This is a genomic window from uncultured Thiohalocapsa sp., assembly GCF_913063425.1.
Classification (GTDB): Bacteria; Pseudomonadota; Gammaproteobacteria; order Chromatiales; family Chromatiaceae; genus Thiohalocapsa.
This window is the reverse complement of record NZ_CAJXYK010000001.1, coordinates 44,703-58,741: the sequence shown is the minus strand read 5'-3', so window position 1 is coordinate 58,741 and position 14,039 is coordinate 44,703. Positions and strand designations below refer to the sequence as shown.

Here is a 14,039-nt window from a genome sequence, read left to right as displayed (position 1 = left end):
TCCTGCAAGATAAGATCCGTGCCCGCGCACGGGTCGCGGCGCACGCGTCGCACGGCCGGGACCGGGAACGCCGACCCGGGTCGGCCCGCGGCCACGCCGGCTTCAGTCCTCCATCACCGCCTGCCAGAGCCGGGTCACGGCCTCACGCTCGTGCCGCAGCTCCGTGTCCGCCACCAGACCGGGGGAGTCTTGAAGGGCATTGCGGTGGTAGGCCGCGCGCAGGGCCTTGTAGGCGTCGGTGAGCTCCTGTGCCGCGTGGCCGGGCAACAGCGCGAGCCGGTCGAGCGTCTCCAGCAGGCGTACGTTGTCGGTCCAGACCGTGAGCTCCTGGTACTCCGCCGCCCAGCGCAGCACCGAATATTGAACAATGAACTCGATGTCGGCAATACCACCAGCGCCCTGCTTGAGATCGAAGCGCCCGGGGGCGTCCGACTCTCCGCGGCGGCTCTTGTCGAGGCTCGCCCGCATCTTGGCACGCATGTCCCGCACCCGGCTGCGCAGCTCATCCGGCTCCCGCGGCAGCCGCAGGATCTCTGCGCGGATCTCCCGGAAGCGCTCGGCGAGCCTGGCATCGCCGGCCACCGGGCGCGCACGCACCAGGGCCTGGTGCTCCCAGGTCCAGGCCTCGTTGCGCTGATAGCCCGCGAAGGAGGCCAGGGTGCGCGCGATCATGCCCTTGTCGCCGTCCGGGCGCAGGCGGGCGTCGATCTCGTAGAGCACACCGGAGTAGGTCGGCGTGGTCATGATATGGATGATGCGCTGGGCCAGGCGCACGTAGAACTGGCTGCCGCTGACGCTGCGCTGATCGTCCGCCGTGGGCGTGGTGGCCTCCTGCGACAGCGCCTCGTCATAGAGAAACACCAGGTCCAGGTCGGAGTTGTAGCCGAGCTCGATGCCGCCGAGCTTGCCGTAGCCCAGCACCAGCATGCCGGGATGGGTCAGCTCGGTGCCGGGCGGCAGGCCGTGGCGCCGGCTGAGATCGCAGAAGGCGATGGCGAGGCTGCGCTCCGTGGCCACCTCGGCGATCTCCGTCAGGTAGTCGCTCACCACCATGAGCGGGATCATACCGGTGATGTCCGCCGCCGCGGTGCGCAGCTTGTTGCCCTGCACGAACTGGCGCAGGCGCTCCATGCGCTGCTCCAGGTCGTCCTCGCCGACGGTGCCGAGCAGCAGGTCCAGCTCCTGCTCCAGATCCGCGCGCCGCAGGGGCTCGTAGAGCCGACGCGGGTCCAGGAGCTCGTCCAGCAGCAGCGGCTGCTTCGCCGTGCGCTCGGCAAACCAGGGGCTCTTGGCGCTCAGTGTCACCAGCTGGCGCAGCACGTCCGGGTGCTCCGCGAGCAGCGCCAGATAGGCCGTGCGCCCGAGCACCGACTCCAGCACCCGCAGCACCCGCGGCAGGGCCAGGTCCGGGTCGCCGCACTCGGCGACGGTGGCGAGCAGCGCCGGCACCACGTGGTCCAGGCGCTCGGCGGCCCGGGCGCTGAGGCCGCGGCGCACGGCGGCGTCGCGGAAGTGCGCCAGGGCCGCCGCTGCGTCCGCGGGCGCCTGGAAGCCGTGCTCCCCGAGCAGCCGCTCCGCCTCGGGCGGGTCCGGCTGCCGGCTCCACAGCGACGCGAGCGCATGCTCACCGCCGCCGGGCTCGGCGAAAATGGCCTCGAAGCAGCGCTGCACCCGCCCGCGGTGGGCCTCGAGCACGGCGGCGAAGGCCGGCCAGTCCTCGAAGCCCATGCTGCGCGCGAGCCGCTGCCGGGCCTCGGGCTTCTCGGGCAGCCTGTGGGTCTGGCGGTCCTGCCAGGCCTGAAGGCGGTTCTCGGTGAGCCTGAGGAAGCGATAGGCGGAGGTCAGCGCCGCCACGTCGATGGCGCTCAGCAGGCCCTTCTCGCCGAGGCGCTTCAGCACCGGCTGGATGGGGCGGATGCGCAGGTCCGGGTCACGGCCGCCGCGGATCAGCTGGAAGGACTGACCGATGAACTCGATCTCGCGGATGCCGCCGGGGCCGAGCTTGATGTCGTGCTCCATACCCTTGCGCTTGAGCTCGCGGGCGATCATGACCTTGAGCGAGCGCAGGGACTCGATGGCGCCGAAGTCCAGATAACGCCGGTAGACGAAGGGCCGCAGCATCGCCGTCAAGGCCGCCGCCGGGCCCGGCGGCCCCGCCACCACCCGCGCCTTGGTCATGGCGTAACGCTCCCATTCCCGGGCCTGGGCGTGGTAGTAGCCCTCCAGGGCATCGAAGCTCATGGCGAGCGGCCCGGCGCTGCCGAAGGGCCGCAGCCGGGTGTCCACGCGGAACACGAAGCCGTCCACCGTCACCTGGTCCAGGGCCTGCACCAGGCGCTGACCGAGCCGGGTGAAGAACTGCTCGTTGGTGAGGGGGCGGGGGCCGCCGCGGGTCTCGCCGGTGTGCGGGAAGGCGAAGATCAGGTCGATATCGGAGCTCATGTTGAGCTCGCGGGCGCCGAGCTTACCCATGCCGAGCACCAGCAGGCGCTGGCGGCGACCCTGCGCATCCTCGGGCACGCCGAGCTCGGCCTCGGTCCAGGCGGTGAGCAGGTCCAGCGCCCGCTGCACGCAGGTGTCCGCCAGCGCCGAGAGGCTTTCCAGCGTCTCGTCCAGGCTCGCCCAACCGGCGAGGTCGCGCCAGACGATGCGCAGCATCTGTGTGCGGCGGAAGCGGCGCAGGGACCGGGCCAGGCCGGGCTCGTCAGGGACATCCGGAAAGAGCGGCTCCAGCGCCTTGGCGAGCAGGCCGTCCAGCTCGCCGTCGGCGGGCGCATTGGTCAGCGCCGCGTCGGCAATGAGCCGGGCAAGCGTCTCCGGCGAGCGCGCCGCGGTGAGGGCCGCAAACTCGCTGCCGGCCCAGACCTGCTGCCGGGCGGCGCGGAAGTCCGGGTCGTCCGGCACTGCGAAGTCATGCGCCTTGGCCCACTCGCACCACTGCACCCAGTGCCGCTCCGCCGGCGTATCGGCGTCCGCAGGGCTGTCTGCATCCGCCGGGCGCATCTCGGCACCGCGGCCCTGGCCGGGGGCGTCAGTCATGCAGGATGCCGTAACGGCTCGCCAGCCGATGGCTGGCACCGGGGGCGATGGTGACGGCGTCCGCGGCGGCGTTGGTGGTCTCGACACAGAGCATACGCAAGTACTCCTCGTCGCCGAAGTCTCCCATCTGCCGGGACTGCTCGATCCAGGGGTTCCAGACCACGGCGGAAGCGCTGCCATCACGGTCGATCTGGATCTGCCGGCCGAGCGCCGGGTCGTCGATGACCAGTCGCTCCGTGGTGTCGAGGTAGATACGGTTCACCGGCCCGTCGAAATTGATGGGGCCGGACTGCTTGATGCGCACATCCACCTGCCCCGGCGCCGCGGGCTCGGCGCGGGCAACCTTGTCGATGTACTCGTGGCCGGCCAGGCCCAGCACCTGCGCGCGGCGTACGTCGCCGACCCTGAAATAGGTGTGCAGCGCCTGGGTGATGGTCACCGGCGCATCGCCCGTGTTGCGGGTGATGAGCGCGACGCCGAGCGTGGCGCCGACGGTCACCTCCACTTCCAGCGCGAAGGCGTGCGGCCAGAGCGCGCGGCTCGCCTCGTCGTCACGACAGCCGAGCCGCAGCCGCGTGGCGCCGTCCACCATGGACTCGGTGGCGAGCAGCCGCCAATTCCGCGCGCGCACGAAGCCGTGGTCCGGCCGGCCCCTGCCCTCCGGGTCCGGCCCGAACCAGGGCCAGCACACCGGAATGCCGCCCTTGATGGCCTTGCCGGGCTGGAAATGGGCATGCTCGCTGACGAAAAGCAGGTCGTGCGCCTGCGTCTCCGGCCGGTAGGAGAGCACCTGCCCGGCGTAGGCGGAGACCTCCGCGCGGGCGTGCTCGTTGTCGATGCAGATCAGCGGGAAGCCGCCTTTGCCGGCGCAGATGCTGAGCACACCGGCAATGCCGAATTCCTCGTTCGCCTGGGCGATGTCCATGGGGACTCCTGAACGGCCGCTGCGGCCGGTTGGTGGTGAGCCATTGCCGGAGAAGATTGGGGCGGGCGCCGGCGACGCGAGCCGCGACGAACGCCCCGCCAGTATACCCGCAACAATCGTGGAAAACGCCGGGCGCGACAGCGGGAACTGGTCCACCACCGGCCACAACACGAGGCCCTACCGGGTACGCCGACTTCAGTCGGCTCACGCGGAAAGGCGGACTTCAGGCCACCGCCGACGAATGATCAGAGCGCTGGATAAGGCCCCGGGAGCGCGGACTCAGGCCTCCAGCTCCCCGGATGAGCTGCTGCTGTTGGACTGCAGCATGCGCGCGAAGCGCTCCGGGTCGTGCTTGACGATATGGACGTACTCGTCCAGCAGCGACGGCCAGTTGCGACCGCCGTGGGTGCGGATCTTGTCGAGCGCCACCAGCAGGAGCTTGGTGGCGGCACGCAGCTCGCGGTCGTCGCCACCGCCGTAGTGGGCGGTGAGCTCGCGGTGGAGCTGCTCCACGCGCTCGGTGGGGCTCGGTTGCTTGGCGGGCATGGCGGCAGACCTCGGGCTGGAGCGGAATCACCGGCAGTATACCGAGCCGCCCGCCGGGCGCAGGCTCTCCACGGCGGCCTGCGCGTCTGCCCTGTCGCCGAAGCCCCGCTTCAGCCCTTGAGCGCCAGCAGCAGCCCGTCGCGGATGGGCAGGATGCTGCCGCTCCAGTGCGGGCTGTCCGCGATCTGCCGGGTGAAGCGGCGGATGGCCGCAGTGTCGGGGTCGGTGGCCGCAGGGTCCAGGACGCGGTTGCCCCAGAGCATGTTGTCGACGATGAGCACCCCGCCCGGGCGCAGCCGCCGCTCGATGACGGGCAGCGAATCCGGATAGCCCTCCTTGTCGATGTCGCTGAAGATGAGATCGAAGCTCCCGGACTGCGCCGCAAGCGCGGCCACAGCTTCCCCCACATGAAAGCGCACCTGCGGCGCCAGCCCGAGGGCCGTCAGGTGGCGCTGCGCCTGCTCGGACAGCGTCTGCTCCCAGACGGTGTGATGCACCTCGCCGCCGCTGCCGTGGGTCTCTGTGACGGCGCGGGCGAACCAGGCGGTGGAATAGCCGAAGCCCGAGCCCAGCTCGAAGATGCGTCGGGCGCCCAGCATGCGCGCCACCACGTAGCACAGCTGCCCGCAGGCGGGGCCGATGATGGGGAAGCCCTCGGCGGCGGCCAGCGCCTCCATGGCGCGCAGCTCCGCCGGGCGGTCCGGCACCAGCTCGTCGAGATAGGACTGGAGCAGCGGCGGCAGCACGGTGTCGGGCATGGGGACGGCCTCGGGTGCGGACGACAAGCGTCCAGGATAACGGCGAGATTGCGGGGCCAGGGTGCAGATCAAGGTCCGGCGGTCATCCGCTGCTCGCTGCCTGTACAATGCTGCACTGCACCAACCCGGACCCCATGACCGCCCCGACACCATGCTCGTCTACCTGCACGGCCTGAACAGCTCCGGCAGATCCGACAAGGCGAACCGCCTGCGCGAGGCCCTGGCCCCGCTGCCCGTGCTGGCGCCGGACTATGCCCCGCACCAGCCGCACCAGGCGGTGGCGCAGCTCACGCAAGTGCTGGAGGAGGTGGCGGCGGACAGCGGCCCGCCGGTGCTTGTGGGCAGCTCCATGGGCGGCTTCTACGGGCGCTGGCTCATCACCCGGGTGCCCTGCGCGCACCTGTTCATGATCAACCCCGCCCTGCGCCCCTGGGCACAGCTGCGCGGACACCTGGGCGAGCAGGTGACGGCCGCCGGCGAGCGCTACCTGCTGACGCGAGAGCTGGTGGAGCAGACCCGTGACTACACGCCCGCCCGCCCCTGCGCCGACCTGCCGGCACCCACCACCCTGCTGCTGGACCTGGACGACGAGATCATCGACACCCGCGCAGCGGCGGCGCTCTACCGTGGCTGCGCGCGGGTGCTGGCCTTCCCGGGCGGCGACCATGCATTCCAGCACCTGGACGAGGTGCTGGACGTGATTCGGGAGGCCGTCGCGCCTGCCGGGGTTGAGCAGCCGGTTGCTGCGGCACGCACCTAGTGCAGTTCTGCGAAAAATCCGATGTCATGCGATCACTCGCCGCCGGCGGACTGACGTCCACCTGCCCCAGGGTGCCGACTGAAGTCGGCGTACCCGGGGCGGCCTCGCCACTTCCGCATTGCAGCACTAGCCCGCGCCCATGATCCGCCCGACAATGCGAAAGCCCGCGACATAGGTGCCGATGGCGGAGCCCAGGCTCGCGAGGATGAATACCAGCAGCACCCGGGAGACGCGGTTGCGCCACCAGCCGCGCACGGTGGTGACGTCGTCGCGCAGGGCGCCGAAGTCGCCGACGCTTGGGCGGCGCAGCATGAGCTCTGCGGCGCCGGTGACCATACCGGCGCCGATGGTGGGGTTGAGGGAGGTGAGCGGCGCCGCGCAGAAGGCCACCAGGACGGTGAGCGGATGGGCGGCGGCGATGGCGGCACCGAGGGCCGAGAGCCCGCCGTTGATGAGCACCCAGTCCCAGACCAGGTTCCAGCCGAGCTCCGGGCTGCGGGTGAAGCCGTAGGCAAAGACACCCAGCACCGCCGCCACCACCACCCAGGGCAGCGCCCGCCACAGCCGGGAGGGCGGCGGCACCTGGTTGAGGGTGGCGATGGTCTCGGCGGGGTCGGTGGCGGCCGCCGCCGGCGCCGTCAGCTGCCCGGCCACGCCGGCGAGATGGCCGGCGCCGAGTACCGCGAGCACCCGGCGATGGCCCTGAGCGCTGAGCTCCTGGCGCAGCCGCGCGGCCATGTAGCGGTCGCGCTCGGTGATGAGGGGCTCGAACAGGTCCGCGCGGTCTTCGGCGAACTCCGCGAAGGTGGTCTCCAGCACATCACCCTGCTTCAGGCGCTCGATCTCCTCTTCGCTCACGGACTCCCGGGAGAGCATGCCCGCCAGCAGGCCGGTGAACAGGTTGAGGCGCTTCCACCAGCCGAGATTGGCCGCCGCACGCCGCAGGGTAACGCCGATGTCCCGGTCCACCAGCAGCACCGGCAGACCGCGCTCGTGGGCGAGCTGGATGGCGGCGCGCTGCTCGGCGCCGGGCTCGATGCCGAACTGGTCCGCGAGCCGCTGCTGATAGGCAGCGAGCGCCAGGCTGGCGGCCACCACATAGACCCGCTGCTCGCGCACCACGGCGAACAGGTCCATGCGGTTCAGGCGGTCCGGGTCCGTCAGGGACTCGAAACGGCTCTCGCAGAGCTCCACGGCGACAGCATCGAAGGCGGGCTCCGCACCCTCGCCGCCGAGCAGCGCACGCACTTCCGCGACACTGGCGTGGGAGACATGCGCGGTGCCGAGCAGGCGCACCTCGGCGGCGCCGACCTGAACCGTGGTGGCGGGCTCCTGCGGCGTTGCGGCCCCTTGGGTCTCAACGGGGGTCTGAACGGGGGTCTGAACGGGGGCCTGCTGGGGAACGTCCTGGGGGCTGGGCACGGCGACTGGGGAAGCGTTCGGCACAAAGCCGCCATGATAGCGCAGCCGCCGCACCCCCGAGCGCTTGCACGGCATTGGCCGCCGCCGGGCCGGCGTTTATGATGCGCCGATACGCAAGCGCCGCACCCGCCCTCCGCACCCCCCGGCCGGCCACCCAACGCGTCATCCGATCGCATCATCCGCCATGCCCAGCCCGCCCCGAGTCGCCAAGCCCGCGCCCCTGCCGGCGCTGATGCTCGCCGCCGTCATCGCCCTGCCCGGCTGCGCCACGGTGGAGCGGGACCGCCAGGCAAGCGCGCTCCAGTACAGCACCAACGCGTACCGCGAGGCCATACGCTGGGGTTATTGGCGGGCGGCGGCGGAGCTGCTGCACCCGGACGCGCAGGAGGACCTGGATCTCGCCGCATTCGAGAACATCCGTGTCACGGGCATCGAGCTGGTCGGCCCCGCCGCCATCACCCCCGAGAACACCGCGGCCCGGCTGGTGCAGATCGACTATGTGCTGGAGGACGAGCAGCGTGTGAAGCGCCTCCTGGACCGGCAGGACTGGCGCTGGGACGACACGCGCAAGGCCTGGCTGCTGCACAGCGGGCTGCCGGCCTTCTGAACCCCCGCCGGGGTCGAAGTGGTGATGGACGGCTCGCAGCAAATCGGCTTCACGCCGGCGGCGCGGTTTCTGCTGGTGGCGGGCGCCTTCGTGGTGGTGGTGGCGGGCCTCAAGGCCGCCTCCAACCTGGTGACGCCGTTCCTGCTCGCGGTGTTCATTGCCGTGCTGGTGGTGCCGCCGCTTCAGTACATGCGCAGCCACGGCCTGCCCGGCTGGGCGGCGATGCTGGTGGTGGTGGCGGTGCTGCTGGGCGCCGGCGGCGCCATTGTGGCGCTGTTCAGCGGGTCGCTCAGCGCCTTCAACGCAAGCCTGCCGGACTACCAGGAGCGCCTGAAGGGCCTGACCGGAGAGCTGGACACCTGGCTCGACACCATAGGCGTCCATGTATCGCGGCAGACGCTCAACTCCATCATCGACCCGACGCGCATCTTCGGCATGGCTACGGAAGTGATCCGCGGCCTCGGCGGCGTGCTCACCAACGCCTTCCTGATCCTGCTGACGGTGATCTTCATCCTGTTCGAGGCCAACAGCCTGCCGAGCAAGCTGCGCGCGGCCATGCGCGCGCCGGAGGCATCCCTCACGCACCTGCACGAGGTGATGCACACCATCAACCGCTACATGTTCCTGAAGTTCTGCACCAGCCTGCTCACGGGCCTGCTGCTGTGGGCCTGGCTCAGGTATCTGGGCGTGGATTTCCCGGCCATGTGGGGCATGCTCGCCTTCCTGCTCAACTTCGTGCCCACCATCGGCTCCATCATCGCCGGCATACCACCGGTGATGCTGGCGCTGATCCAGCTCGGCATCAATGACGCACTGCTGGTGACTGCAGGCTACATGCTGGTGAACATCGGCATCGGCAACTTCCTGGAGCCGCGCATCATGGGTCAGGGGCTGGGGCTCTCCACGCTGGTGGTGTTCCTGTCCCTGATCTTCTGGGGCTGGGTGTTAGGCCCCGCCGGCATGTTCCTGTCGGTGCCGCTGACGATGGCGCTCAAGATCGCACTCGGCGCCAACCACCAGACCTATCCCATCGCCGTGATGCTCGGCCCCGCCGACGAGGCGCGCGCGCTGACCGCCGCCGGGCGCGACCGCTCCTTGCCGCTGACGCCGCCGGCACACAGCGGCGGCGGCGAGCTGGGCGAGCAGCGCTCCCAGCCGCAGGACCGTCCCGCAGAGACCTTACCCCACCGCCCATGAGCCTCACCATCGACAGCCTGGGCGCGCTGCTCATCGTGCTGCTGGCCGGCTGGTTGTGGCTCACCACGCTGCGGGCGCGGGAGCTGGCGCTTGCCCATGCGCGCCGGGCCTGCGAGCACGCGGGGGTGCAGTTGCTGGACCAGGCCGTCGCGCTGCGCGCTGTGGGGGTGCGCTGGACGGCGCAGGGGCTGCGCATTCGGCGGCATTATCGCTTCGAGCTCAGTGCCGATGGGGTGGAGCGGCGCTTTGGGCAGGTGGTGCTGCTCGGGCTGCGGCTGGAGGCGCTCCAGCTGGATACCGGCGCAGCGCAGCCAGGCGCCTATGACGAGACCGACGCAGGATAGGGTTGGTCATTCGCTCCCGCCCAGGGCGGATAGCGGTGTCGCACAGCGGCGTCGCATACCTGGGCCGCACAGCGGGGCTGGAGATGGCGCGCGCTGGACGCCGCGAGGCAGGATACCGGGCAACAGGGGGCGACCAGGCGGCCTATTTGACCACCCGGAGCGTGGGTCTCGGCGGCTTGCCGCCGTCCTTGTCCCCGCCGTCCGTCGCCTGGTCATCCCCGTCGCCGCCCTCCGCATCCATCGGCTCCTCCTCCGGGAACAGCATGCCCTGGCCGTTTTCGCGCGCGAACAGGCCGAGCACCGCCTGGGGAGCCAGCTCGATGGCGAAGGGCTGGCCGCCGAAGCGCGCGGAGAAACGGATCTGCTCATTGCCCATGTGCAGCCCGTGCACGGCCTGCGGTGCGACGTTCAGGACGATCCGACCGTCGTCGGCGAACTCCATGGGCACGATGGCGGACGGGTGCTCCGCATCCACCATCAGATGCGGCGTCATGCCATTGTCGATGATCCAGTCGTAGATGGCGCGGATCAGATACGGGCGGTTCGAGGTCATGGCGGTCACCGGAAGTGCGGTGATGACAGGACTGCAGAGCAGACGACGGGCGGCCTTCAGGCGAGATCGGCGACCATCTCGCGCTCGGCGTCCGACAGGCTGCGCCGGAACGAGGGCCACTCGAAAATGCGCGTGCTGTACTCGGTGACGGCGACGGCGGCAGCCGGCAGGTCCACACCCAGCGCCGGCAGACGCCACAGCAGGGGCGCGACACAGCAGTCCACCAACGAGAACTCGTCGCTCATGAAGAACGGGCTGGCGCCGAAGATGGGCGCGGATGCGGTAAGGCTGTCGCGAAGCTCCGTGCGGGCCTGGGCCGCCGTTTCCTCGTCACCGAGGCTGATGCGGCCCATCAGGGAATACCAGTCGCGATCGACGCGATACATGAAAAGCCGCGCACTGGCCCGGCCCACCGGGTCCACGGGCAGCAGCGGCGGATGCGGAAAACGCTCGTCGAGGTACTCCATGATGATCTGAGACTCGTACAGGCTCAGGTCCCGATCCACCAGCGTCGGCACGGTGCCGTAGGGATTCGCCTCCAGCACCGGTGCGGGCAGGTCCTGGGCATCCACATCGACAATGTCGATGCTGATCTTCTTTTCCGCCAACACCATGCGCACGCGGTGGCAGTAAGGGCATTTCGGATCGGAGAAGAGCGTCATCACACCACAACTCTCGGCAACCGCCGGCATGGCACGTCGCTGCGGCGGCCACCTGGGTGCCGGCGGCCCAGGGGCGTGTGTCCTGCGGAAGCGTGCCGCCGCGGCGCGCTCGTGACGGCGGCGGGGATCGGCGTCCGGAGGCTAAGCATACACCGAATTACCCTGGATCATTTTGCCGCGACGAGCGCCCAAGGCCACCATCTCGCGTGACCTGAACAGCCTGCGCGGTTCCAAAGGAACCTCTGCCAACCAACCAAGAGCGCCCGCATCGCCCGGCAATGGATGCCGCACGACGCGGGCGCTGTTGGCCTGTCGGTGACGGTGCCAGGGGCTGCTCACCCAGGAAAGCACCGCCAATCGGCCGAGCCGGTCTGCCGAGGCGGTCAGGCGTGCCGAGTCAGCCGGACCGGGATGACCGCATCGGACTGACTGAACGGCGCTGAGGGCCGTCCGGTGAGGGTCCGGCCCCTCGGGCTCAGTGCACGTCCTTCCAGAACTCCTTCTTCAGGTAGAACGCCAGCAGGAACATCAGTCCCAGGAACAACAGCACATACAGCCCCAGGTTGCGGCGCTCCAGCTTATAGGGCTCGCCGACGTAGGTGAGGAAGTTGGTGATGTCCCGGACCATGGTGTCGTATTCCTTCACCGTGAGCTCGCCGGGCTCCACCAGCTCCACATCGATGACGTGCGGCTCGCCGCCTCCGCCGTGGTGCTCAGCGTAGACAGGCTTCTGGACACCCTGGAGATTGATCAGCGCGTGCGGCATGCCGACCTTGGGAAACACCAGGTTGTTGACGCCGTAGGGCCGCGAATCGTCCACGTAGTACGATTTCAGGTAGGTGTAGACCCAGTCCGGACTGCGCCAGCGTGTCACCAGGGTCAGGTCCGGGATCTCCGTCCCAAACCACTTCTCGCCGTCGGCCGGCCGCAGCGCGTTGGTCATCATGTCCCCGGGCTTGGCGTCACCGAAGATCAGATTCTCGCGCAGCTCGTCCTCGGGGATGCCGAGATCCTTCGCCATGCGGTTGTAGCGCATGTACTTCAGCGAATGGCAGCCCTGGCAGTAGTTGGCATAGTACTTGGCACCACGCTGCAGCGACGCCTTGTCCTTCAGGTCGATGTCGGCGTCTTCCAGCTCCGGCCCATGGCCGCCGGCGGCCCCGGCGGTGAACGGCAGCAGCAGCAGGACGCCCGCGATCAGAAGCTTTTTCATGTGGTCACCCTCTCCGGCACGGGCTTGGTCTTCTCGAGCTTGGTGTAAATCGGCATCAGCAGGAAGAAGGCGAAGTACACGACGGTGAAGATCTGCGACAGCAGCGTGTACAGTTCCGACGCCGGCTGCAGGCCCAGATAGGCGAGCACCACGAAGGACACGACGAAGGCAGCAAGGAAGAGCTTCGACAGGATGCCCTTGTAGCGGATGGAGCGCACCGGGCTGCGGTCCAGCCAGGGCAGCAGGAACATGATCAGGATCGCGCCGAACATGACCACCACACCGGGGAACTGCGAGCCGCCGATGGGGGGCACCGCGCGCAGCATCGCGTAGTAAGGCGTGAAGTACCAGACCGGCGCAATGTGCTCGGGTGTCTTCAGCGGATCGGCCGGCTGGAAGTTGGGCGCCTCAAGGAAAAGTCCGCCGAGATCCGGCGCGTAGAACACCACCAGCGAGAAGATGGCCGCGAACACCACCAGCCCGACGATGTCCTTCACCGTGTAGTAGGGGTGGAAGGGAATACCGTCCGCCGGTGCCGTATCGCTCCACTTGTTGCCTTTCGGGCCTTTCTTGATTTCGATTCCGTCCGGGTTGGTGGAGCCCACCGTGTGCAGCGCCACGATGTGCAGAAACACCAGCGCTGCGAGGATGAACGGGATCACGAAGTGGAAGGCAAAGAACCGGTTCAGGGTGGTGTCCGAGATGACATAATCGCCACGGACCCAGGTGGACAGGTCCTCCCCGACACCGGGCACGGCGGCGAAGAGGTTCACGATAACCTGCGCACCCCAGTAGGACATCTGACCCCAGGGCAGCAGATAGCCGAAGAAGGCCGTGGCCATCATGGCAAGGTAGATCACCACGCCGATGATCCAGAGCAGCTCACGCGGCTTTTGGTAGGAGCCCCACATGAGCCCGCGGAACATGTGCAGATACACCAGGATGAAGAAGAACGACGCCCCGGTGGAGTGCATGTAACGGATCAGCCAGCCCCAGTTGACGTCGCGCATGATGTACTCCACCGATGCGAACGCTTCTTCTGCTGACGGCTTGTAGGACATGGCCAGCCACAGACCGGTGACGATCTGAAGCACCAGCACCACCAGTGCCAGCGAGCCGAAGAAGGACCAGAAGCCCATGTTCTTCGGCGCATAGTATTGGGCGAGGTGGTCGTTCCAGACCGCCATCACCGGGAAACGCTTGTCGAGCCAGCCGAGGAAGCCCCCCGGGGCCTGGCCGGCAGCGGTTGCCGTGGTTTCTGCGCTCATCAGGCCGCTCCTTCATCCTCGCCGACGAGGATGGTGTTCTCGTTGACGTATTGGTGTTTCGGGATCACCAGGTTGGTCGGTGCCGGCACGCCCTTGTACACGCGCCCCGCGAGGTCGAACTTCGAGCCGTGGCAGGGGCAGAACCAGCCACCCTTCCAGTCGGCGCCGAGATCGTCCGGTGCGAACTCGGGCCGGTAGGTGGGCGAGCAGCCCAGATGGGTGCAGATGCCGATGGCAACGAAGTACTCGGGCTTGATGGAGCGCGTCGGGTTGGCGCAGTAAGGCGGTTGTTGCGGAACCTCGGAGCCCGGGTCCACCAACTTGGGATCCAGCGTCGACAGCGCCTCCAGCATCTTGTCCGTGCGACGGACGATCCAGATCGGCTGCCCGCGGTATTTGACGCGCAACAGGGCGCCCGGTTCCAGCTTGCTCACGTCCGCCTGCACCGGGGCGCCGGCGGCGCGCGCCTTGGCGCTCGGGTTCATCGAAGAGATGAAGGGCACGGCGACGAAGCCCACCCCCACGGCGCCCACGGCACTCGTCGCGGTGACGAGCACGCGTCTGCGCTTTTGATCCACGCCTTCTGCGTTCATTGTCTGGTCGACCCCCGCTGGGCCCGATGCCTGCCGAGCGCCGGCGCGAAGATGCCGGAGCAGCTAAGACCTCGGGCGGTCAAAAGAAAATCAGAATATCGGAAAGCTCTTCTCGGCGAATCGCACATTGTCCGTGATCGATCCGCACCGGG

At 69.0% G+C, this 14,039-nt stretch carries 14 protein-coding genes; 4 read left to right on the top strand and 10 right to left on the bottom strand.

All coding sequences use genetic code 11. From position 1 onward, the window contains the following. Positions 1–102 precede the first annotated feature (102 nt). From glnE to QZ607_RS00240, 4 genes are all read right to left on the bottom strand, one after another. A complete protein-coding gene (gene glnE, locus QZ607_RS00255; RefSeq protein WP_295878304.1) occupies positions 103–3,039 on the bottom strand; it encodes a bifunctional [glutamate--ammonia ligase]-adenylyl-L-tyrosine phosphorylase/[glutamate--ammonia-ligase] adenylyltransferase in 2,937 nt (978 codons plus the stop codon). Beyond that, a complete protein-coding gene (locus tag QZ607_RS00250) occupies positions 3,032–3,964 on the bottom strand; it encodes a D-hexose-6-phosphate mutarotase (RefSeq protein ID WP_295878302.1) in 933 nt (310 codons plus the stop codon). The genes glnE and QZ607_RS00250 overlap by 8 nt, the downstream gene beginning before the upstream one ends. Before the next feature lie 279 nt (positions 3,965–4,243). After that, complete coding sequence (locus QZ607_RS00245; protein WP_295878300.1) at positions 4,244–4,510, bottom strand: hypothetical protein; 267 nt, start codon at positions 4,508–4,510, stop codon at positions 4,244–4,246. A gap of 110 nt (positions 4,511–4,620) precedes the next feature. Further along, positions 4,621–5,268 carry an O-methyltransferase gene (locus QZ607_RS00240; protein ID WP_295878298.1) on the bottom strand — a complete coding sequence of 216 codons (648 nt, stop codon included), beginning with the start codon at positions 5,266–5,268 and terminating at the stop codon, positions 4,621–4,623. A gap of 151 nt (positions 5,269–5,419) precedes the next feature. Here QZ607_RS00240 and QZ607_RS00235 point away from each other — a divergent pair, with 151 nt between their 5' ends. Continuing rightward, positions 5,420–6,028 carry a YqiA/YcfP family alpha/beta fold hydrolase gene (locus tag QZ607_RS00235; RefSeq protein WP_295878295.1) on the top strand — a complete coding sequence of 203 codons (609 nt, stop codon included), beginning with the start codon at positions 5,420–5,422 and terminating at the stop codon, positions 6,026–6,028. A gap of 126 nt (positions 6,029–6,154) precedes the next feature. Here the strand turns inward: QZ607_RS00235 and QZ607_RS00230 are convergent, their stop codons facing one another. Continuing rightward, positions 6,155–7,324 carry a TraB/GumN family protein gene (locus QZ607_RS00230; protein WP_295878581.1) on the bottom strand — a complete coding sequence of 390 codons (1,170 nt, stop codon included), beginning with the start codon at positions 7,322–7,324 and terminating at the stop codon, positions 6,155–6,157. A 310-nt stretch (positions 7,325–7,634) separates the two neighbouring features. Between QZ607_RS00230 and QZ607_RS00225 the strand changes: the two genes are divergently transcribed. Genes QZ607_RS00225 through QZ607_RS00215 form a run of 3 tightly spaced genes read left to right on the top strand, consistent with a single transcriptional unit; the run spans position 7,635 to position 9,598 of the window. Beyond that, entirely contained in the window at positions 7,635–8,057 is a 423-nt protein-coding gene (locus QZ607_RS00225; protein ID WP_295878294.1) for a hypothetical protein, read from the top strand. Between the two features lie 24 nt (positions 8,058–8,081). Further along, positions 8,082–9,254 carry an AI-2E family transporter gene (locus tag QZ607_RS00220; protein WP_295878293.1) on the top strand — a complete coding sequence of 391 codons (1,173 nt, stop codon included), beginning with the start codon at positions 8,082–8,084 and terminating at the stop codon, positions 9,252–9,254. Further along, entirely contained in the window at positions 9,251–9,598 is a 348-nt protein-coding gene (locus QZ607_RS00215; protein ID WP_295878292.1) for a DUF3301 domain-containing protein, read from the top strand. The genes QZ607_RS00220 and QZ607_RS00215 overlap by 4 nt, the downstream gene beginning before the upstream one ends. 142 nt (positions 9,599–9,740) lie before the next feature. Here QZ607_RS00215 and QZ607_RS00210 read toward each other — a convergent pair whose 3' ends face one another. From QZ607_RS00210 to petA, 5 genes are all read right to left on the bottom strand, one after another. Continuing rightward, positions 9,741–10,151, bottom strand: coding sequence for a ClpXP protease specificity-enhancing factor (locus tag QZ607_RS00210; protein WP_295878290.1), 411 nt, complete (start codon positions 10,149–10,151; stop codon positions 9,741–9,743). Positions 10,152–10,207: 56 nt separating this feature from the next. After that, positions 10,208–10,813, bottom strand: coding sequence for a glutathione S-transferase N-terminal domain-containing protein (locus QZ607_RS00205; RefSeq protein WP_295878288.1), 606 nt, complete (start codon positions 10,811–10,813; stop codon positions 10,208–10,210). 475 nt (positions 10,814–11,288) lie between these two features. Next, positions 11,289–12,026, bottom strand: coding sequence for a cytochrome c1 (locus QZ607_RS00200; protein ID WP_295878286.1), 738 nt, complete (start codon positions 12,024–12,026; stop codon positions 11,289–11,291). After that, entirely contained in the window at positions 12,023–13,294 is a 1,272-nt protein-coding gene (locus QZ607_RS00195; RefSeq protein ID WP_295878284.1) for a cytochrome b N-terminal domain-containing protein, read from the bottom strand. The genes QZ607_RS00200 and QZ607_RS00195 overlap by 4 nt, the downstream gene beginning before the upstream one ends. Further along, positions 13,294–13,887: a ubiquinol-cytochrome c reductase iron-sulfur subunit gene (gene petA, locus QZ607_RS00190; protein ID WP_295878282.1), complete on the bottom strand. Its 594-nt coding sequence runs from the start codon at positions 13,885–13,887 to the stop codon at positions 13,294–13,296. Before petA ends, QZ607_RS00195 begins: the two co-directional genes overlap by 1 nt. Between the last annotated feature and the right edge of the window lie 152 nt (positions 13,888–14,039).